Source organism: Streptomyces sp. NBC_01454 (genome assembly GCF_036227565.1).
Classification (GTDB): Bacteria; Actinomycetota; Actinomycetes; order Streptomycetales; family Streptomycetaceae; genus Streptomyces.
Genome location: NZ_CP109460.1, coordinates 3,097,797 through 3,117,940 on the forward strand (window position 1 = coordinate 3,097,797; position 20,144 = coordinate 3,117,940).

At 70.1% G+C, this 20,144-nt stretch carries 20 protein-coding genes and 1 pseudogene; 8 read left to right on the forward strand and 13 right to left on the reverse strand.

Annotated features, from left to right (window positions below):
* Nucleotides 1-198 precede the first annotated feature (198 nt).
* The 5 genes from OIU81_RS13455 to OIU81_RS13475 all read right to left on the reverse strand — a co-directional run bounded on the left by OIU81_RS13455 (nt 199) and on the right by OIU81_RS13475 (nt 5,790).
* Nucleotides 199-1,209, reverse strand: a complete 1,011-nt coding sequence (locus OIU81_RS13455; RefSeq protein ID WP_329147438.1) for a hypothetical protein — start codon at nt 1,207-1,209, stop codon at nt 199-201.
* Nucleotides 1,209-2,012, reverse strand: a complete 804-nt coding sequence (locus tag OIU81_RS13460) for an RNA polymerase sigma factor (protein ID WP_443073984.1) — start codon at nt 2,010-2,012, stop codon at nt 1,209-1,211. The genes OIU81_RS13455 and OIU81_RS13460 overlap by 1 nt, the downstream gene beginning before the upstream one ends.
* Nucleotides 2,013-2,821: 809 nt before the next feature.
* Nucleotides 2,822-3,166, reverse strand: a complete 345-nt coding sequence (locus OIU81_RS13465) for a hypothetical protein (protein ID WP_329147440.1) — start codon at nt 3,164-3,166, stop codon at nt 2,822-2,824.
* The gene (locus OIU81_RS13470; RefSeq protein WP_329147442.1) at nt 3,163-3,576 is read right to left on the reverse strand and encodes a hypothetical protein; all 414 of its coding nucleotides are present in this window, start codon (nt 3,574-3,576) and stop codon (nt 3,163-3,165) included. The genes OIU81_RS13465 and OIU81_RS13470 overlap by 4 nt, the downstream gene beginning before the upstream one ends.
* 498 nt (nt 3,577-4,074) lie before the next feature.
* Entirely contained in the window at nt 4,075-5,790 is a 1,716-nt protein-coding gene (locus OIU81_RS13475; protein ID WP_329147444.1) for a beta-N-acetylhexosaminidase, read from the reverse strand.
* Nucleotides 5,791-6,194: 404 nt separating this feature from the next.
* Here OIU81_RS13475 and OIU81_RS13480 point away from each other — a divergent pair, with 404 nt between their 5' ends.
* From OIU81_RS13480 to OIU81_RS13500, 5 genes are all read left to right on the forward strand, one after another.
* The gene (locus OIU81_RS13480) at nt 6,195-6,722 is read left to right on the forward strand and encodes a 2-oxo-4-hydroxy-4-carboxy-5-ureidoimidazoline decarboxylase (RefSeq protein WP_443074137.1); all 528 of its coding nucleotides are present in this window, start codon (nt 6,195-6,197) and stop codon (nt 6,720-6,722) included.
* Nucleotides 6,723-6,930: 208 nt separating this feature from the next.
* Nucleotides 6,931-7,311: a succinate dehydrogenase, cytochrome b556 subunit gene (sdhC, locus tag OIU81_RS13485; protein WP_030066793.1), complete on the forward strand. Its 381-nt coding sequence runs from the start codon at nt 6,931-6,933 to the stop codon at nt 7,309-7,311.
* A 6-nt stretch (nt 7,312-7,317) separates the two neighbouring features.
* A complete protein-coding gene (locus OIU81_RS13490) occupies nt 7,318-7,806 on the forward strand; it encodes a succinate dehydrogenase hydrophobic membrane anchor subunit (protein ID WP_329147446.1) in 489 nt (162 codons plus the stop codon).
* 20 nt (nt 7,807-7,826) lie between these two features.
* Nucleotides 7,827-9,581, forward strand: a complete 1,755-nt coding sequence (gene sdhA, locus OIU81_RS13495) for a succinate dehydrogenase flavoprotein subunit (protein ID WP_329147448.1) — start codon at nt 7,827-7,829, stop codon at nt 9,579-9,581.
* Complete coding sequence (locus OIU81_RS13500; protein ID WP_329147450.1) at nt 9,581-10,354, forward strand: succinate dehydrogenase iron-sulfur subunit; 774 nt, start codon at nt 9,581-9,583, stop codon at nt 10,352-10,354. Before sdhA ends, OIU81_RS13500 begins: the two co-directional genes overlap by 1 nt.
* Here the strand turns inward: OIU81_RS13500 and OIU81_RS13505 are convergent.
* On the reverse strand, nt 10,338-11,165 hold the full coding sequence (locus OIU81_RS13505) for a DUF5937 family protein (protein ID WP_329147452.1): 828 nt from the start codon (nt 11,163-11,165) through the stop codon (nt 10,338-10,340). The genes OIU81_RS13500 and OIU81_RS13505 overlap by 17 nt on opposite strands.
* 128 nt (nt 11,166-11,293) lie before the next feature.
* Nucleotides 11,294-11,692, reverse strand: coding sequence for a MerR family transcriptional regulator (locus tag OIU81_RS13510; protein WP_329147453.1), 399 nt, complete (start codon nt 11,690-11,692; stop codon nt 11,294-11,296).
* A 183-nt stretch (nt 11,693-11,875) separates the two neighbouring features.
* On the opposite strand from OIU81_RS13510, the gene OIU81_RS13515 reads away from it, so the two are divergent.
* Nucleotides 11,876-12,700 (forward strand): alpha/beta fold hydrolase, encoded by an 825-nt coding sequence (locus tag OIU81_RS13515; RefSeq protein WP_329147456.1) that lies wholly within the window; start codon nt 11,876-11,878, stop codon nt 12,698-12,700.
* Between the two features lie 114 nt (nt 12,701-12,814).
* A pseudogene (locus OIU81_RS13520) lies at nt 12,815-13,075 on the forward strand (alpha/beta hydrolase); the annotation flags it as partial.
* Nucleotides 13,076-13,177: 102 nt separating this feature from the next.
* On the opposite strand, the gene OIU81_RS13525 reads toward OIU81_RS13520, so the two are convergent.
* The 6 genes from OIU81_RS13525 to OIU81_RS13550 form a co-directional block, all read right to left on the reverse strand.
* A complete protein-coding gene (locus OIU81_RS13525; protein WP_329147457.1) occupies nt 13,178-13,687 on the reverse strand; it encodes an FBP domain-containing protein in 510 nt (169 codons plus the stop codon).
* A gap of 87 nt (nt 13,688-13,774) precedes the next feature.
* On the reverse strand, nt 13,775-14,959 hold the full coding sequence (locus OIU81_RS13530) for a S8 family peptidase (RefSeq protein WP_329147459.1): 1,185 nt from the start codon (nt 14,957-14,959) through the stop codon (nt 13,775-13,777).
* A 113-nt stretch (nt 14,960-15,072) separates the two neighbouring features.
* Entirely contained in the window at nt 15,073-16,467 is a 1,395-nt protein-coding gene (locus OIU81_RS13535) for a hypothetical protein (protein WP_329147461.1), read from the reverse strand.
* Between the two features lie 54 nt (nt 16,468-16,521).
* A complete protein-coding gene (locus OIU81_RS13540; protein ID WP_329147463.1) occupies nt 16,522-16,833 on the reverse strand; it encodes a hypothetical protein in 312 nt (103 codons plus the stop codon).
* Between the two features lie 218 nt (nt 16,834-17,051).
* The gene (locus OIU81_RS13545) at nt 17,052-18,323 is read right to left on the reverse strand and encodes a metallophosphoesterase (protein ID WP_329147466.1); all 1,272 of its coding nucleotides are present in this window, start codon (nt 18,321-18,323) and stop codon (nt 17,052-17,054) included.
* Nucleotides 18,324-18,344: 21 nt separating this feature from the next.
* Complete coding sequence (locus OIU81_RS13550; RefSeq protein ID WP_329147468.1) at nt 18,345-18,635, reverse strand: SCO4848 family membrane protein; 291 nt, start codon at nt 18,633-18,635, stop codon at nt 18,345-18,347.
* 10 nt (nt 18,636-18,645) lie between these two features.
* On the opposite strand from OIU81_RS13550, the gene OIU81_RS13555 reads away from it, so the two are divergent.
* Complete coding sequence (locus tag OIU81_RS13555) at nt 18,646-20,061, forward strand: D-alanyl-D-alanine carboxypeptidase family protein (protein ID WP_329155125.1); 1,416 nt, start codon at nt 18,646-18,648, stop codon at nt 20,059-20,061.
* Nucleotides 20,062-20,144 lie beyond the last annotated feature (83 nt).

The following is a 20,144-nucleotide window of genomic DNA, read 5'->3' on the forward strand; positions in this document are numbered from 1 at the left end:
GGAAGGGCGCCGGCTCGGGCGCAAAGGAAGGGCGCCGGCTCGGGCGCAAGAGAAGGGCGCGGGCAGGGCCGGGGGAACGTGCCCCGCCCGCGCCAGATGCGCTGAGCCGTGGGTACGGGGGGAACCCCGGCTCCTCGCGCAGCCGATGACCAGTCGGCTTCACTCACTACTGCGTCACCGGTTCGAAAAACGTCACACCTACGTGGCGGGGGCCGCGCCGGTTGCCGCGTTCACGGGATCCGTGGCGGTCGGCGAGGGGGCGGGGGTGGACGTGCCGGGGCTCGGGGTGGCACCGGGCGACTGGGAGGGGTGACCTTCGTCGTCCTCGCCGCCGGTGACGCCGCTGGTCGAGCCGGTGCCGCCGGTGGTGGTGCCGAGGCCGCTGCCGCCGCCGGAACTGCCGGGGTGCTGGTAGCGGGCCAGGTAGGCGCGGCAGAAGGCGAGCACCTGGTCCGCCCCGCCGGCCTTCTGTTCGAGGCGGCGCAGCGCGTCGCGGTCCATGCCGCCCCGCTTGCCGGACGCGTAGCTCTGGCACAGCGAGAGCAGGAGGTTCTTCTTGTCACCCTTCCCGGGGTTCGCGCCGGTGCCGCCGTTGCCCTGGTGTCCGGGGCCGGGGGTGCTGCTGGGGGGCGTGGTGTCGCCGGGGCTGCTGGGCGCGGAGGTGTCACCGGGGCCGCCCGTTTTCCCGTGCGGGGTGGGGTCGGGGGTGCTTTCCGTGGTGCCGTCGGTCTGGGCGCCGGGCTCGGGGGTGTCGAGCGGGCCGGGCGATTCGGCGGCCGAGACGCTGGAGGCGGGCTGGGGCTCGCCCCCGCGGAAGGGGGTGGGCAGCACGCCGGTGCCGGCCGCGACGGCGACGCCGCCGATGGCGCAGGCGGCGAGGGCGACCGCGAAGCCGCGCCGCACGGGGCGTCCGAGCCGGGTGCGTTCGGCGACGGCGGTGCCGCGCCCGGCCGGGAACGCCTCGCCGCTGCCGTGGCTGCGGGTGTGGGCTCCGGCGGCGGCGCCGGCGGTCCGGCGGAACGCGGCGACGGCGGCCTCCTCCCCGGGCAGCTCGACCGTTTCCGGCGCCTTGGCGCCGACCGCGGCGGCGGCCTGGAGGAGCTGTTCGAGTTCGCGTGCGCCGTCGCCGTGCCGGGCACCGACCCGTTCACCACGCAGCAATCGCTCCGCGGCGTCCTTGTCGAGCCAGTTGTAGCGGTCGTCGGCCATCACATGTCCTTCTGCGTTCGTGCGGCCGTTTCCGTCACACCTGGTACGTACGATTCCGCCACGCCGTCGCGGCGTCTTCGCCCCTGTACGGGCACCTCACTCACCGTCCCGCCCCCTCCCCGCGGCCGCCGTGCGGCCCGGCCGGTGGGGGCACTTCCGTCGTGCTCGGCGCCTTCTTCGCCGCCGTCGGGACGCTCGTCCCACATGCTGTCCTGCGGTGTGTCCCGGCTGCCGCCGGATGCTTCGCCGATCAGTTCGGCGAGCCGTCGCAGCCCGCGGTGTGCGGCGGTGCGCACCGCGCCGGGCCGTTTGCCGAGCACCTGCGCGGCGCTCTTGGCGTCGAGTCCGACCACCACCCGCAGCACCACGGCCTCGGCCTGGTCCTGCGGCAGCCGGGCTATCAGCCGCATGGTGCGGCCGGTGCCGAGGGCTTCCATCGCCTCGCCCGCGGTGTCGGACGCGGCGGGGGTGTCGGCGAGTTCGCTCTCGTCGCCGCCGGTCGCCGGGCGGCGGCCGCGCATCCGGATGTGGTCCAGGGCACGGTTGCGGGCGATGCGGGCGGCCCAGCCGCGGAAGCGGTCGGCGTCGCCGTTGAAGCGCGCGAGGTCGCGGGTGATCTGCAGCCAGGCTTCCGAGGTGACGTCCTCAACGTCCGGTTCGCTCACCAAAGTCCGCACATATCCCAGTAGTCGGGGATGCACGGCGCGGTAGACGGTACGGAACGCCGCCTCGTCGCCGGCCTGCGCCGCCTGCACGGCCACCGTCAGCCGACGGTCGTCCGGCTGAATGTCGTCCCCTCGCACGGGTCCATCCTGTCGCACGCGGAATGTCCGCCGCCCGGTCCTTGCTGCACTGTCGCTCCGCCCGGCCACAACCACCGGGCACCGTGGCTGCACTGCCGGCTGCTGCCGCCGCCGGCCGGGAACCCCCGGTAACCGGGATGTTCCCGCAGACCGTAACGCGTGGGCCGCCCGGTGCCGAACCCGGGAGGGGCGGCACCGTCCGCCGGATGGTGCCGGACGCCGGTAAGCCCCCGGCGGCCGGAGCGCCCGCCCGGGGCACGCCCGCAGGCGCCACGAACCCCCGGGGCGGACGGCCTGTCCACCGCCGCCGGAAAGCCGTACGAAGTCCACGCTCACCTGCACGGATGGGCAGATTACGGCGCTGCCCCGGGGCTCGTCCAGACCACTGGCGGTTCGGTGGCCCACACCCCGTGTGACGCTTTCGGGCCGTTCGGCGCTGTACCGGGTAGGGGGCCGTCACGGCCCTTCGCGAACGACGGCCGGGGCCTCTCCTGTGGGGGGTGGCGGCCCCGGCCGTCCTTTCGCTTTTAGCGCTCTGACCTGGGACGTTGCGCAGAGTCGGTGACCAACGCGACCCACGCGTGACCAACCGCCTGAGCCTCGCAGAGCTGGTCAGAGCGGCGGAGGCGGCGGGATCCGGCCATCACCCTGCGAGCCCTGAAACCGCCAGTCGAGACATGTCCTGTGACGTATAAGCGTCCACCACGCGACGAACAGGCAGAGCCGTCTCCCCACAATGAGATGACCCGGTCGCAGGACCTCCCATGAATGAGAAGGTGCCGCGACCGAGCCGATAGAACTTCGGCGGCTCAGGGACGTTGGCGTCCCCTCTTCGCCGACTTTCGATTATGCCGCTTGGTGTCCCACCATTCCTCCAGCAATACACGAACAATATGCACGAGTTGCTGAAGTCGTTCGGGGTCCGGGGAGGGCGAGGTGAGCACATCCAGAAAAGACTTGTCATCCCAAGGAAGAGTGAATTCCCAATGCTCTTCCTTGAGCCCTTGCCTTTCCACAGTGAGCCAGTACGTCAAGGTCACACTTCGATCCGGTCGATGATCGACCGAAAGTTCAGTGACGTTGAACCTGACTTCCCCATCGCCGGTGGTGTAAGAACAGGCCAGAGCCTGCTCAGTCGGCGTTTGGGCCGTCATGCCTTGCCGGCAGGAGTGCCGATGATGGTACGGAATTTCTCGTAACTCGGGCATGACCGGGTGTAGGTGCAGTAGCCGCCTCGCCCGTTTGGAGCACCGGACCAGATGGCTGCGCTGATGTACTTGCCCATGGTCGCGTTCCAGCCGTGGCCCGCCTTCATGTGCTTCCAGCCCCACGTCTTGGTGCCACAGCGCAGTGTGTAGTGGGCAGGTCCCCGGTAGTAGTTCCGCACGACGTAATTGCGACTGTGGTGCTTGCACGTTGCGTCGATGCTGTTGACAGCGACCCCGCTCGCGTGGCTCGAAGGCGTTGCAGCCGTCGCGGAATTTGCCGTCGGAATGACGAGCGCTGATGCGGCGACAGCGCTCGTCACCGCAGCCTTCACTATGCGGGATGCATTGATCCGCATGAGTTCCCCCCAAAAACTTCCCCGTGGTCCTCGATGTGGGCTTGGTCGCGCCCACTCCGAGGTTGCGGTTGACACTCCATCACGCCGCTCTGTCCACGTAACAGACATCAGTCACTACCCGGTCCGGACCTGTTCTGGCCTCGCGACCTCCCCGGGGCGTTGACGGCGCTTATCACTGCCCCGTCCTGCATTCCGTACTCCTGGGCCTCCATGCGGGCTGTCGCACCAGCGAGATATCCACTTCTGGCGCGACAGCCCGCAAAGGCCGGCCCGACGGCTGGCACGTGGCCAACGCGTGACCAACAGCGGCCAGGAGCCGTCAGACACACCTGGATAAAGGCCGATCCAGGCGGAAAGCAAGAACCTGCATTCGTACGACAAAACGCCTGTTCACATGCCCTGTATGGCAACAGAAGGGCCAGAGCTGGCGGCCTCGGCCGTCCTCGTTCGCGCTGCGTGCGCTGCGTGCGCTGCGTGCGCTGAGTTCTCTCACCTGATTCACACCCGGTTGGCCAGCGCCTGGAATTGCGTCCAGGACAGCGCGGGCGTCCCCGGATCCCAGGTCTTCTGCGCCAGTGCCGCCAGCGGCAGCCGGATGCCGGCGGCCACCTGCTGCGCCGTCTGCGCCTGGGACCGGTCGCACCAGATCGCGAAGCGCGCCCCGGGGATCCGGTCCGGGCCGGTCATGCTCGCGGGCACCGCCACCGGCTGGGTGCCGCGGATGACCATCGGGGTCCAGCTCTGGTAGATCCGCTGGCCGGTCGGATACGTGAACTGGTTGGGCTCGCCGAGGACGTAGTAGAGGTACTCGTCGTTGAAGTTCATGACGTTGCGGCCCTCGCGCAGGAACGACGCGGGATCACGCTTGCCGATCTCCTTGCCGGTCCAGTAGTCGACCATCCGGTTCTTGTCGGCGGACGCCGCCGGGCTGGAGAAGAATCCGTCGTTCCAGGCCTCGATGCGGTTCTTGCCCTTGGCCTCCACGGTCTTCTGCCGGTCGTTGAGCCAGCCGGTCGTCAGGTCCTCGACGGTGCCGGCCGAGCCGTACTTCTGCCGGGCGGCCCGCGCCAGCTGCGGATACGAGGTGGACGGGGAGGACGACATCAGCGCCTGGTACTCGTCACCGCCCAGGTGCCAGTAGGCCGGGGCGCCCTTGGGGTTGGTGAACAGCTCGCTCATTTCCTTCAGCAGCGAGTCGATCAGCGGGGCGGCCTTGGGGTTGGAGATGTCGATCGCGCCGGGGATCACCCGGCCCTGGGCGTTGCGCAGCAGCAGATCGGGATAGTGGTCCAGCACCGCGCCCAGATGGCCGGGCGAGTCCAGCTCCGGGACGACGGAGATGTGCAGGCTCCGGGCCAGCGCGATGATCTGGCGGACCTGGGCCTTGGTCAGATGGTCGGCGGAGACGACCTCGGGGTGGGTGTCGCTCTGGATGCGGAAGCCCTGGTCGTCGGAGAAGTGCAGCTGGAACTGGTTGAGCTTGAGGTCGGCGATCTCCCGCAGCCGCGCGTCGATCCAGTCCTGGGTGAACGGCTTGCGGGCGTTGTCCAGCGACATGCCGCGCTGCGGACGGTCGGGCCGGTCCTCGATGGTGCCCTCGGGGAGTCCGCCGGCGGCGCGTACGGCCTGCTTGACGGTGCGGGTGCCGTAGAAGATTCCGGCGTCGGTGGGGGCCGTGAGAGTGAGCCGGGTCCCGCTGGCGGTGAGGGTGTAGGCCTCGTCGGCGGTGCTGCGGACGGGCACGTTGTCCGGCTGGTTCGCCGTGTTCTTTCCGCTCAGCTTCACCTCGATGTCACCCGGCCGCACCGTCTGACCGCCGTAGACGACGGGCAGCCCGCCGAGGTCCTTGGCCAGCCGCTGGGCCTCGTCGGCGACATTGCTCTTCTCGCCGGCCGGCACGACGACACGAGCCCCGCGGGACGGGCGCCAGCCGCGTCCATCGGCCCGGCGGAAGCTGCGGACGGCGGGGATGACCTGCGGAGATCCGGTCACCGGTGCCCAGCTCGGGGTGGCCGCCGCGGAGGGGTTCATCTTGGCGCTGGTACTGCCGGGCGGCTCGGCGTCGCCGCCACCGGAGCAGCCGGCGAGCAGCAGCGCACCGGTGAGCGCGGCGGCCGGCAGGGCGGACCGGGCGGGGACGCTGCGCATGCTCGTCCTGGGGCGGCGGGAGGCCGAGGGCCGCGGGGTGCGCGGCGGCCACATCGGGTTCGACATCGTGCAATCCTCACTTTTCGGGGCGAAGGCATTGCCAGGTGTGCGGAGCCGGTCGTCCACTGAACGCGCGAAAGCTCTCTCATCCGGGTGAAATTCGCGCATCCGTCGGACAGTGGTCGACAAGCGTCGTTAGCGTGGCGTCTCCAGTGGTCACCCCCTTCACAGGGCTCTCCAGGAACCGCCGGATACCGCCGGGGTGTCGTGTCCCACGCACCACCGTCACACCCTCCGCCGCTTCGTCCGCGTCCCGGCTTCGGTCCGCTTCTCCCCAGCTTCCTTCAGCAGCCCGCCCCGCACCCGTCGAAACCCTCCATTCGCATCCGTCCGAGGAGCCCACGCTGTCCGGTGACACCCCGGCCGCCCGGCCGCCGACGCTGCCCCCGCCGCACACCCCCTGGGGCGGCATATCGTCGTGGGTCCGCGGCACCGCGCTGCCGCGCCCCCGTCCCGAGGGCCTCGGGCTCGCCCGCTTCAACAGCCTGCCCCTGGACGACAACCTCGCCGTGCTCCTGCGCTGCTGCGGCAGCCGCCGTTGGGCCGAGCGGGTCGCCGCGCACCGCCCGTACCCAGACGTGGAGTCCCTGCTCGCCGCCTCGGACGAGGCCTGCTACGACCTGAACCCGGCCGAGCTGGGTGAGGCGCTCGCCGAGGAGTCGCTCTCCCCGCAGCCCCTCGTCGGCGCCCGCGGCCCCGGCACGCTCGCCGCCCACACCGCGCTGCGCGCCGCGCACGCCGAATACGAGCGCCGCTTTCGCCATGTGTTCGTCATCTGCCTGGACGGCTATCGGGACGACGAGCTGCTCGACCAGGTGCTGTCCGCCCTCCGCACCCGGCTGGGCAACGAGGCGGACGAGGAGCGGGCGGTCACCGCGGACGAGCTGCGCCGGCTGGCCCGCGGCCGGCTGAGGCGGCTGCTGGGCGCCACGCCGTAGCGAATCATCACCTCTGTCCGGGAACATCCCGGTTCTCACTGGTGTGATAGCCCGTTGGGTGCCTGTTTGATCACACCTAAGGACCCCCGCGCGAGGAACCGACAGCTCGTCGATACGATGACGAGCGGCCGGAGGACCGTACCCGGCCGGGCCCGACCGACAGAGAAGCCGGCTGGCGCCCCAATCCCCGCTCCCGGAGGGTTTTTCCGTGCCGGCTGGAACGCTGTACCGCGGCCGGGAAGGCATGTGGTCCTGGGTGGCTCATCGAGTCACCGGCGTCCTCATCTTCTTCTTCCTGTTCGTACACGTCCTCGACACCGCTCTCGTACGCGTCTCCCCCGAGGCGTACGACAACGTCGTTGCGACATACAAGACGCCGATCGTCAACGTGATGGAGTACGGCCTGGTGGCCGCCATCCTCTTCCACGCACTCAACGGCCTGCGGGTCATCGCGGTGGACTTCTGGTCGAAGGGCCCGAAGTACCAGAAGCAGATGCTGTGGACCGTTGTCGGCGTCTGGGTCGTGCTGATGGCCGGTGCCTTCTACCCCGTGCTGCAGCACACCCTGCGCACGCTGTTCGGGAGCTGACGCGAGATGTCTGCTGAAACCACCTCCGCTGAGGCCACCGCAGCGGGCGCGTCCGACGGCGTCACGCTCTACGACGTGGACAATCCCGCTCCGGTCATCGAGCCGCCGCGCAAGCGCACCAAGAAGACCGGGAGCGCTTCCCGCGGCAACTTCGAGATGCAGGCCTGGCTGTTCATGCGGCTGTCCGGCATCGTGCTGGTCGTCCTGGTCCTGGGTCACCTGCTGATCCAGCTGGTCCTCGACGGCGGCGTCTCCAAGATCGGTTTCGCGTTCGTCGCCGGCCGCTGGGCCTCGCCGTTCTGGCAGGTCTGGGACCTGCTGATGCTGTGGCTGGCCATGCTGCACGGCGCCAACGGCCTGCGTACGGTCATCAACGACTACGCGCAGCGGGACAACACCCGATTCTGGCTGAAGATGCTGCTGTACACCGCGACGGTGTTCACCGTCCTTCTGGGCACGCTGGTGATCTTCACCTTCGACCCGAACATCTCCTGAAGCCGGGGCTGACTGGAACCATGAAGATCCACAAGTACGACACCGTCATCGTCGGCGCCGGCGGCGCGGGCATGCGTGCGGCCATCGAGTCGACCAAGCGCAGCCGCACCGCGGTCCTGACGAAGCTGTACCCGACCCGGTCCCACACCGGCGCCGCTCAGGGCGGTATGGCCGCCGCCCTCGCGAACGTCGAGGAGGACAACTGGGAGTGGCACACCTTCGACACGATCAAGGGTGGCGACTACCTGGTCGACCAGGACGCCGCCGAGATCCTCGCGAAGGAGGCCATCGACTCGGTCCTCGACCTGGAGAAGATGGGCCTGCCGTTCAACCGCACGCCGGACGGCACGATCGACCAGCGCCGCTTCGGCGGTCACTCCCGTAACCACGGTGAGGCCCCGGTCCGCCGGTCCTGCTACGCCTCGGACCGCACCGGCCACATGATCCTCCAGACGCTGTATCAGAACTGCGTCAAGGAGGGCGTGGAGTTCTTCAACGAGTTCTACGTGCTCGACCTGCTGCTCCAGGACGTCGACGGCGTCAAGAAGTCCGCGGGCGTCGTCGCGTACGAGCTGGCCACCGGCGAGATCCACGTCTTCCAGGCGAAGTCGATCATCTTCGCTTCCGGCGGCACCGGCAAGTTCTTCAAGGTGACCTCCAACGCGCACACCCTGACCGGTGACGGCCAGGCCGCCGCCTACCGCCGCGGGCTGCCGCTGGAGGACATGGAGTTCTTCCAGTTCCACCCGACGGGCATCTGGCGCATGGGCATCCTGCTGACGGAGGGCGCCCGTGGTGAGGGCGGCATCCTCCGCAACAAGGACGGCGAGCGCTTCATGGAGAAGTACGCGCCCGTCATGAAGGACCTCGCGAGTCGCGATGTGGTGTCGCGCTCCATCTACACGGAGATCCGCGAGGGCCGCGGCTGCGGTCCCGACGGCGACCACGTCTACCTGGACCTGACCCACCTGCCGCCCGAGCAGCTGGACGCCAAGCTCCCGGACATCACCGAGTTCGCGCGGACCTACCTCGGCATCGAGCCCTACACGGACCCGATCCCGATCCAGCCGACCGCGCACTACGCCATGGGCGGCATCCCCACCAACGTCGAGGGTGAGGTCCTGAGGGACAACACCACCGTCGTGCCGGGCCTGTACGCGGCCGGCGAGGTGGCCTGTGTCTCCGTGCACGGCGCCAACCGCCTGGGCACCAACTCGCTGCTGGACATCAACGTCTTCGGGCGCCGGGCCGGCATCGCGGCGGCGGAGTACTCGGCCACGGCCGACTTCGTCGAGCTGCCCGAGGACCCGGCGCAGCAGGTCATCGACCAGGTCGAGCGGCTGCGCAACTCCACGGGCAGCGAGCGGGTCACCGAGATCCGCAAGGAGCTCCAGGAGACCATGGACGCCAACGTGATGGTGTTCCGCACCGAGCAGACGATCAAGACCGCGGTCGAGAAGATCGGCGAGCTGCGCGAGCGCTACCTGAACGTGTCCGTCCAGGACAAGGGCAAGCGGTTCAACACCGACCTGCTGGAGGCCATCGAGCTGGGCAACCTCCTCGACCTGGCCGAGGTCATGGCGGTCTCCGCGCTGGCCCGCAAGGAGTCCCGCGGCGGTCACTACCGCGAGGACTTCCCCAACCGCGACGACGTCAACTTCATGCGGCACACCATGGCGTACCGCGAGGTGGGCGCAGACGGCACCGAGTCGATCCGCCTCGACTACAAGCCGGTCGTGCAGACCCGCTACCAGCCGATGGAGCGTAAGTACTGATGAGCACCCCGACTCTCGACAAGCACTCCGCCGCGCTGGACGCGGCCGAGGACGGTGCCGCGCATCTGATCACGGTCACCTTCCGGATCCGCCGGTTCAACCCGGAGGTCTCGGAGGACGCCGGCTGGGAGGACTTCCAGCTGGAGATCGACCCGAAGGAGCGCGTCCTGGACGCCCTCCACAAGATCAAGTGGGAGCAGGACGGGACGCTGACCTTCCGTCGTTCCTGCGCCCACGGCATCTGCGGCTCGGACGCCATGCGCATCAACGGCCGCAACCGTCTCGCCTGCAAGACGCTGATCAAGGACATCAACCCGGAGAAGCCGATCACGGTCGAGGCCATCAAGGGCCTGACCGTGATGAAGGACCTTGTCGTCGACATGGAGCCCTTCTTCCAGGCCTACCGCGATGTGATGCCCTTCCTGATCACGACCGGCAACGAGCCGACCCGTGAGCGCCGGCAGTCCGCCGAGGACCGTGAGCGCTTCGACGACACCACCAAGTGCATCCTGTGCGCCGCCTGCACGTCCTCGTGCCCGGTGTTCTGGAACGACGGCCAGTACTTCGGCCCGGCGGCGATCGTCAACGCGCACCGCTTCATCTTCGACTCGCGCGACGAGGGCGGCGAGCAGCGCCTGGAGATCCTCAACGACAAGGACGGCGTCTGGCGCTGCCGGACGACCTTCAACTGCACGGACGCCTGCCCGCGCGGTATCGAGGTCACCAAGGCCATCCAGGAAGTGAAGCGCGCGCTGATCACCCGCCGCTTCTGATTCCGGCGGCGCTCCGGGCCCCGCCCCGGCCGCCGAACAGCACCGGTACCTCCCGAAGGGCCTCGCCTCCGTACCACCGGGGGCGGGGCCCTTCGGCCTGCCCGTCCGCCGTCTCCCGCGCCGGGTACACGAGCACCGGCGGCAGCGCGTCGTCCACCAGCGCCAGCGGGTGGTCACAGGAGAAGTACGAGGGGACGAAGACCAGGCCCCGCCCCTGGAGATGCAGCTCCCGCTCCACCGGGTAGTCCACCTCCAGCACCGGCGGCCGCCACCGCATCAGCGGGCCGAACGTCCCCAGCATGGCCTCCGCCCCCGACTGGACCAGGGCGTGCCGGCGCACCTCCCGGTCCGCGCCGACCCGTTGGGCGATCCGCGACCAGGCCGGCGCCACCGCGAGATGGTGGTAGGTCCGCAGACTGCCCGCGAGCCGGCGCAGTGCGGCCGGCTCGCCCTCGCCGATGCCGCGGGCCCACCCCGGCAGCGCCCGGTGCCCCGACAACCGCGTCAGCTCGGTCCGCAGCCGCTGCCGCGGGGTGCTCATCACGGCCTCCAGACCGGGCTCGACCCCGTACTGGGACGCGGACGGCGTGAGGAAGTCGGGGAAGTACCCGTACGTCGGGACCAGTTCGAACAGCGTTCGCAGCGGCCCCGGCCCGTGCCGCACGGCGTGCTGCCGCCAGGCCGCCAGCGCCGGCTCGTGCCGGCGCAGCCGCAGGCTGTGCAGGCTCAGCACCGTCTCCCACAGCGGGTCGGCCCCGTCGGCCAGACGCGTACGTGCCAGATCCTGCGCCGTGAAATGCACCCTGAGCACATGTCCCCCTGCTTCTGCGCCACTTCCCGAGCCATGCCGACACGAGGATCTGTCCGGCGGGTGGATGGTGGCAAGCGGAACCGGCCGGTAGCATCCGGCCCTCCGCCCGGGGGTTTCGCCCACCGCCGTCAGGCCGACCGCAGCGCCCTGGTCGCCAGTGCCTCGTCCTCCGCCCGGCGCTCCCGCATGACCTGCGCATACGCCCCGAGCGCGGCGCGCCGTCGGGACAAGTCGGCTATCTCCGCGTCGAGTTGGATCATCTGCCGTTCGACGATGCCGCAGGAGAGCGCGCAGGGCGTCAGGCCGGGCCCACCCTGGGCGCAGGGCAACAAGGTGCGGATGTCGTCCGTATTGAGCCCCGTGGCGAGAAGCTCCCGAATCCGGCCGACGATCTCCACCGCTTCCTCGTCGTCGTAGCGCCGGTAGCCGTTGGCGTCCCGCTGAGCGCGGAGCAGCCCCCGCTGCTCGTAGTAGCGCAGGGCTCGCGTACTGACTCCCGTATGCCGCGCGAGCTCGCCGATTCGCATGCGGTCCCCCTCCCGGTCGATTCTCATTGATTCGTGTCGTGTTGCCACGTGTTGCTACACGTTGCGCCGATGCATGACATGCCGATACGTACGCTTTCCGGACGTTGCCGATCGCACCGTGGCAGGCTTTCGTCGGCCGTCGACTTGACCTTCACACCGGCGTCAAGGTGCAACCTCTCTCCCATGACGCAGATTCCCGCCGGACCTCCCCCGGCTCCCGTCCCCTTTCCGCCCCTCTCCACCGCGGTCGCGGGCGACCCCACCGGCCCCGGCATCCTGCTGGCACACGGCGCGACCGGGAGCGTCAAGGGCAACTACGGCGGCCTCATCCCCGCGCTGTCGGCCTCCGGCCATCACGTGGTGGCGCCCGACTACCCGGGGTCCGGTGACTCCCCGCGTGCCACCGGCCCGCTGGAACTGGACGCACTGGCCGACGCCGTGGTGGCCGCGGCCACCGGGGCCGGTCTGGAGACCTTCACCGTGATCGGCTACTCGATGGGCACGGCCGTCGCCGTACGCGCCGCCGCGCGGCACCCCGAGCGGGTCCGCGGCCTCGTGCTGACCGCGGGACTCGCCCGCGCGGACGCCCGTACGACGGTGTGGATGGACCTGTTTCTGCACCTCCTGGAGCGGGCGGACCATGTGGGTTTCGCCCAGGCCCGGGCCCTCAGCAGCCTCGCCCCCGAGCGCTTCAACGCCCTGCTGCCCGCCGAACTGGCCGCCGTACTGGACCCGGACCCGTCCCTCCCGCCCAGCGGCTCGGCCGAACAGGCCGCGCTCGTCCGCACCTTGGACACCACGGCCGACCTGCCCGGCATCACGGTCCCGACCCTGGTCATCGCCACCACCCTGGACCCGCTGGTGCACCCCTCCCACTCCCGGTACCTGGCGGACCACATCCCCGGCGCCGCGTACGCCAAGATCGCCACGGGACATCTGCCCATGGTCGAGCACCCGCAGGAGTGGCAGAGCATGATTCAGGAGTTCCTCGCGCGGCACGGGCTGTGAAGGGGATATGGGGAGCGCCGGCGCAGAAGGGTGTCGTCAGTGGTCGTGGGCGCACGAAAGGTGTCGTCAGTGATGGTGGGCGCCGGAGAGGCATCACAGCGCGGACCTCACCTGCGTGGCTGGAAGAAGCTGGACGGCTGGAAGCGCTGGCTCACAGTGCGCGATGCCGGCCACTTCACCTTCATCGACCTGCCGGTACTGGCCGCACAGATCGGCGTCACCGACCCCACGGCCCCGATCTCCGGCAAGCGCTCCGGCGAGATCACCCGGGACTATGTCAGCGCCTTCTTCGACCAGCAGTTGCGCGGACTGCACCGTCCCCTGCTGGACGGCCCGTCCGCCGCCAACCCCGAGGTCGTCTTTCAACACCCCTGACACCGCGGCAGGGGAAGGGGAAGGGGAAGGGGAAGGGGAAGGGGAAGGGGAAGGGGAAGGGGAAGGGGAAGGCTACCTGCCCTCCCCCATTCCGTTCCGCTCCTACTTGCCCTCGCCCTCCAGCACCTTGTCCAGAAAGGCGTCCAGGTTGCGCACGGTGCGGGCGATCCGGTCCTCCAGCGGGAGCGTCTCCTCGTGGCGCCCGGCGAGCTGTGAGCGCTTGCGCCCCCGGACGTAGAGGGAACAGGCAAGGTCGGCGCACAGATACGTACCGACGGTGTTCCCCTGCCTCCCCAGGGCGCCGGCCCGGCGCGCGGCAAGCAGGCTGACACCAGATCCCGGGTGCCCGGTCACACAGACCGAACACACCGCCGTCTTGGTGAAGCTCCGCCGCACCCCCTGCGGCACCCGCAGGGTCACCCCGACGAGCCCGTCCCCCCGCGGCGCGACCAGATAACTCCGGTCCGGCGCCCCCGGATCACGCCACCCCAGAAAATCCAGGTCATCCCAGGGGAGCCCGGCCAGCCCCAACGGCAGATGCATCCTGCTCGCCTCGCCCTTCGAGCAATTCACGAAGGAGGCACGTATTGCTTTTTCACCTACGGGGTCCATGACCTGGGAAACTAGCCGGACGGCGGGGGTGGCGTCGCCTGATTTTTTCCCGCGACAAACGCCCGCCGCCCGGGTATGCCGTGCGGCTCAGCCCCAGGCCTGATGGCTGCTGTTCTTGCGGCGGCGGACGGAGACCACGATGGCGATGATGACGCCGGCGACGAGGAGGACGCCGAGGGCGATGCCGCCGTAGAGCATGATCGCTTGCTTGCCGCCCATGGGCGGGTTGGGGTCGAAGCCCTTGTCGGCGGCGTTCTGGGACGACGCCTTGGCGTCCGGCATCGGCAGCGGGCCCTGCGCCGGGCCGGCCTGGATGGTGCGCCGGAGGGCCGGGCCGGGCTGGATGAAGCCGTAGCCGTAGTGGGCGTCCGGGAGCTTGAGGTGCTTGTCCTTCTCGGCCTGCGCCAGTCCGGCGGTCTTCACGAGACGGTTGGCGATCTGGCCGGGAGTGAGGTCGGGGAACTTCTGCTTGAGGAGGGCCGCGGCGGCGGAGACATACGCGGAGGCGGCCGAGCTGCCGTCTGCGGACGTGCGGTAGTCGGAGTCGCTCTTGCCCATCGCCACGGGAACCTTCACTCCGGGCGCGAGCAGATCCATGTCCGAGTTGTAGTTGTTGTCGTCGGAGGCCTCGCCGTACTCGTCGACCGACCCGACGCCGATCGCACCCTTGCAGCCCACCGGATAGCTCTTCTGGGACCAGCCATCGTTGCCCACGGCGGCCACGACCACGGCGCCCCTCTTCAGGGCGTACTGGATGGACTCGCACATGTCACCCTCCATGTCCCCTCCATAGGACATGTTGATGACGTCCGCACCGTGGTCCGCGGCCCATCGGGTGGCCTGGCCGCTGTTCTTGTACTCCGGGACGGGCAGAATCTTCGCGTCCGGTGCCAACCCCTTGACGCCTTGGGAACCGTTCGGGCCGTGTCCGTGCCCCGCGATGATTCCGGCCATGGCGGTGCCGTGGTCCCGGATGTCCTCATGGGCGGAAAGGTGCTTGGCGCCCTCGGCCTCCGTGGCCTTTCCGAAGTCCGGGCCGGGAAGGAACTGGCCCTTGAGGTCCTGGTGCGTCTCCCGGAAGCCGCTGTCGAGCACGGCCACCGTCACGCCCTTGCCCGTGGCGTCCTTCCAGAGCTGCTGGGCCCCGAACGCCTCCAACGGCCACAGATCCTTGCGTACTTGATCCGCGGAGGCGGTACCGCCCGCAGCCAGCAGCAGCGCTCCGGTCAGCGCAGCACCCGCCGTCGCGCGCAGTGTTCGGGTGACCCTCATCCTCGCTCCTTCTTGCTGTGCTCCGGGCGGCATTGTTCCGCCTGAGAAAAGGCCCCGCACACCCGGGGGGTGCGGGGCCATGCCTCATTGGCCGCATGCGACGTTACGTCGGCCTACTCGATGACGCGAGGGGCCACCTGACGTTCGGGCGTCCAGGTCTCCTCGTCCTCGACGAGGTAGTCGGGACGCTGCCCGGTGGTGCGCTCCTTGCCCTTCTTGTCCTTGCCCTTGGCTCCGGCGGCACCCGTGCCCGCCTGGTTGCCGCCGCGGCTGCGGTGCAGCCCCGAGCCGCCCTGCTTGGCGCCGCCCGCCGGGCCGCCCGGCTTGCCGACCAGGCCGCCACGGGTACGCGCCTGCGGACCGCCGCGCCCGGCCGCACCGGCCTTGCCCGCACCGAGGCCGGCGCCCGGCATACCGCCACCGCGCATACCGCCGGCTCCGATGGCTCCTGCCGCGCCGATCGCCCCGGACGCCAGCCCACCACCGGAGAATCCGCCGCCCGAGCCGCCGGGCATGCCGTGCCCCGCACCCGCCGTGCCACCACTGATACCGCCGCCGGCCGACGGCGGAGCGAGGGTGCCGCCCTGCACGCTGTCCAGCCCGGTCGTCACCGGCACTTCGGGCCGCACCAGGTGGTGGGGGCTGTCGAAGCCCTTCGGGACGGCGTGGCCCCCCGCACCGTTGTGCGTGCCCGAGTCCGACGACGACGTCTTCGGGTGGCTGCCGCCGATCACGGGCATCCGCACCGGAGGCGGCGGCGGGGACGAGGACGCGGGCTTCGGCCAGTCGTCCCCGGGGCCGCCCGGCTCGACCCCCTCGTTGAGCCGCTTGCCCTGCCCCTCGTAATGCGCCGCCAGCTCATCCATCACGATGACCGCCTCGACCTGGCGCTCCTTGCTCAGGGACAGGTTGTCCCGGTTGAGCTCCAGTGCCATGCGGGTGTCCATCTTCGGGTTCTGCATGTCCTGCTTGAACTGGCTGTCGTCGCCCTTTTCGTCCGTGGCCCGGTCGACCATGCCCGGGTCATGGATCTTGGACATGGTCTGCTTGGCCTGGCGCAGATTGTGCGCGACGCCGACCTCCGGTCCCGAGGCGCGCGAACCGATGAGCGTGGACTCGACGTTGCGGGAGTGCTGGTAGGTCCGGTCGATCTTCTCCAGGACCTTGCCGGCCTGCCGGCGGAAGGCCTGGGCCGCCGAGCCCTCCCAGTGCGCCGTGGCATGCTCGACGGCGTCCATGAAGCCCTTGCGGATGCCGCCCTGGCCGTCCTCGCCGGCGAGGCGGTCGGCGGAGGCGCGCCAGTGCTGGCCGGAGGTCTCGATCGCCTCGGGGTTGGCGTTGGCGATCATTGCGCGGAGTGCGTTGATGCCGTGGTGATGGAAGTCGGAGGGTGAACGGGGGGTCAGATGCTGCCCCTTGAACGACTTCAGCCGCTCGTCCCGCTCGTGGTTCTTGCGCTGCTGCTCCATCGCCTTGGCGTTGTCGTACTCCTGCTTGGCGTCAACCATGCAGGCCCCCCTTCATCTGCGGCTCCGTCTCTCTTCCGTGCATCCCGCGGCCGCTCAGCCGTTCATCGACGTCTTGGTCTCGTGCTCCTGGTCCTCGTACGCACCCCGGCTGGCTTCCGTCTTCTCGCCGAACTGGTGGATGAGGTCCTGGAGCGCATTGATGACCTGCGACATGTACTCCTGCATGCCGTCATGGGCCTTGGCGAGTTTCCCCGCCTCCAGGAAATCGACGCCGAATGCCGACTTCGGGATGGTGGTGCTGTATTTCACCTTCTGGCTGGGTTCATCCATATCGGCCCGCAGGCGCCGGAGCTGGCGTACCACGCCGTCCAGTTCGTCGAGGTCGACCTTGAACCGCTCGCTCATTACCGCTCTCCCCGTTCCCCGCTCGTCCCGCTCGCACCGCCCCGCAAAGCCGTCACGCCAAGGACAATATGAAGTCAATAAATACTAGGGAGTTGGCCCCTGCCGCTGCAAGATCGAAAGTCATGATCTGTCCGGATTAACGCGGGATGGCGCCGCAGTTTGTAGAGCGGTTGTTACCTTCGCGGCGCAACCGATCCGTTCGGTGATCACCGTAGCGATCACGCGTGGAGCGAGGCGAGTTCGACGACCGTGATGTCCGGTGGGGCTCCCAGGCGTACCGGTGGTCCCCAGGCGCCGGCGCCGCGGGTGACGTAGAGCTGCGTGTCGCCGTAGCGCTGGAGGCCGGCGACGGTGGGGTTGGTGGCGGCGGCGACGTAGGTGAAGGGCCACATCTGGCCGCCGTGGGTGTGGCCGGAGAGCTGGAGGTCGACCCCGAAGTGGACGGTGTCGTGGATGGTGACCGGCTGATGGGCCATCAGGACGACGGCGCGGGCCGGGTCCCGGCCAGTGAGGGCACGGTCGTAGTCCGGGCCCGCCTGTTCGGTCTGGCCGGTGATGTCGTTGACGCCGGCGAGGTCGAAGCCGGGGAGTTCGGTCCGGGCGTTCTCCAGCGGATGGATACCCAGTTCGCGTACGTGGTCGACCCATTGGTCGGCGCCCGAGTAGTACTCGTGGTTTCCGGTGACGAAGAAGGCGCCGTGCCGGGAGCGCAGGTCGCGCAGCGGCTCGGCGGCCGGTCCGAGGTCGGCGACGCTGCCGTCGACCAGGTCGCCGACGATGGCCACCAGGTCGGGGGTGGTGCTGTTGACGGCGGCGACGACGCGCCGGGTGTGGGCGCGGCCGAGGATCGGGCCGAGGTGGATGTCGCTGACGACGGCGATGCGGTAGCCGTGGGCGGCGCGCGGCAGTTTGGCCAGCGGGATCGTCACGCGCTTCACCACCGGGCCGCGCAGGGTCGTCGCGGTGCCGTATCCGACGGCGGCCGTGGTGGCCAGGGAGGCGCCGGCGGCGACCGCCCGGGCGAGGAAGAGCCGACGGGGCGGGGTCGGGGGCGGCGGCAGGGCGGATGTGCCGGGCGGGAGGAGGGTGGGAGAGGTGGGCGGTGTGGGTGAGGGAGGAGGTGTGGGGGAAGGGGGCGCGGGAGCGGTGGCCGGGGGGTCGGGTTCCGTGGGCTCGTGGTGGCGGAGGGCCCGGAGTCCCAGCGCACGGACCACCTCTCCGGCCAGCAGCGCCAGTGTGAGATAGAGCACCATGGCCAGCCACAGGTAGCCGGGCCAGGCCAGTGCCTGCTGGACGGGGAAGGGGGCGCCGGCCCGGCCGGACAGCAGGGCGGCGAGGGCGGTCAGCGGGAGGACGAAGGCGGCGGCGGTGCCCGCACGGCGGAGCCGGCCGCCCGGTTTCGTGGTGTCACGGACCAGCCGGCACCACAGATAGCGGTGCACGCCGAGGAACAGTCCGAGCACCGGGACCACGATCAGCGCGAAGAGCACGGCGGCTCCCGTTCCGGTGGCTCAGGAGGCGGGCGGGGAAGGGGGGACGGGCTGGTCAGCGGCGTGGTCGGGGGTCTCGCGGCGCAGCGCACGGACACCGCGGAACCCGATCACGCCAATCACCGTCCCCAAGAGAAAGGACACCACCGCGAGCAGCAGATGGACCCAGAAGTAGGCGGTCGGGTCACCCGCGTCGTCGAAGGCGAGACCGCTCCCGTCCTGCCAGAGGTTTTTGACGAAAGTGATCCAGATGAACCAGCTCCACACCCCGAAGGCGAGCAGGAACCAGGACACGGGGCGAGTGAGCTTCATAGATCCCAGTATGGGCAGCGGCTCCATCCGGCGGTCGGCAGGGGCACTCTTCCGTGGGGTGCTGTCGGCGTCGCGGGTAAAGCCGGGTACGTTCACCGACGTGCCGACGACCTTTAGTGCCTCCACGGCTTCCACCGCTCCCACCGCCCTGCCCTCATCGGCCGCCGCGTCCGGCGGCGCGGGGCGCGCGGCGCGTCACGGCTTCCCCCTGCGTACCGCCGCCGCGCTGGCCGTCTCCGGACTGGTGGCCTCGCCACTGCTGGCCGGCACCGCGTACGCCGACCCGAAGGCTCCCGCTCCGCCGGCGAAGATGTCGAAGATCGGCGGGGACCGGATGGGGACGGCCGGCGTCCAGGTGGCGCCGAAGCCCGGTGCCCCCAAGCTGCCGGGGCCGGACACGCTGACGGCCCGTTCCTGGATCGTCTCCGACGCGGAGACCGGCAAGGTGCTGGCCGCCAAGAACCCGCACTGGCGGCTCGCGCCGGCCAGCACGCTGAAGATGCTGTTCGCCGACACCGTGCTCCCGAAGTTCCCGAAGGACCAGAAGCACACGGTCAAGCCGGCGGACCTGGCGGGCATGGGCATCGGCAGCAGCCTGGTGGGGATAAAGGAGAACCTGAGCTACACGGTCCACGACCTGTGGCTGGGGGTCTTCCTGCGGTCCGGCAACGACGCGGTGCACACGCTGTCGGCGATGAACGGCGGGACGAAGGCCACCGTCACGCAGATGCAGCAGCGGGCGAAGGAGCTGAACGCCACCGACACGCATGTGGTGACGCCGGACGGCTATGACGCGCCGGGCCAGGTCTCCAGCGCGTACGACCTGAGCCTGTTCGCCCGGGCGGGCCTGCAGAACGCCGATTTCCGCGAGTACTGCTCGACGGCCAGCGCGCAGTTCCCCGGTGACAAGGGCAAGAACGGCAAGCGGGCCTCGTTCGGCATCCAGAACACCAACCGGCTGCTCAGCGGCGACTTCGACATGAAGCCGTACCCGGGGATCGCGGGGGTGAAGAACGGCTCCACCACCAACGCCGGATCCACCTTCACGGGTGTTGCCCAGCGCGGTGACCGCAAGCTGCTCGTCACGGTCATGCACCCGGAGAAGCGCGAGCACAACGAGGGCTACCGGGAGGCCGCCAAGCTGCTCGACTGGGGCTTCGCGGCGGCCGACAAGGTGGAGCCGGTCGGCCGGCTCGTCGGCCCCCGCAGCGAGGACGACGGCACGGGCGCCGTGGGCCCCAAGGACAAGAAGGGCGCGAACGACAACACCCAGGCCGCTCTGAACACCTCCGACGGGACGGGCGGCGCCTGGACCGCGGTGGGCATCGCCGGCGGGACCCTGGCGCTGCTGGGCGCGGTGGCGTTCGTCGTGCACCGCCGCCGGCCGCTGCCGGAGCGGACGCGGGGGCGCCGGTCCCGTAAGTGAACGGGCGCCGGGCCGGGTGACGTGGGTGGGCCGGGCGGGAGCGAGCAGCTGGGCCGGGCGGGAGCGAGCAGCTGGGCCGGGCG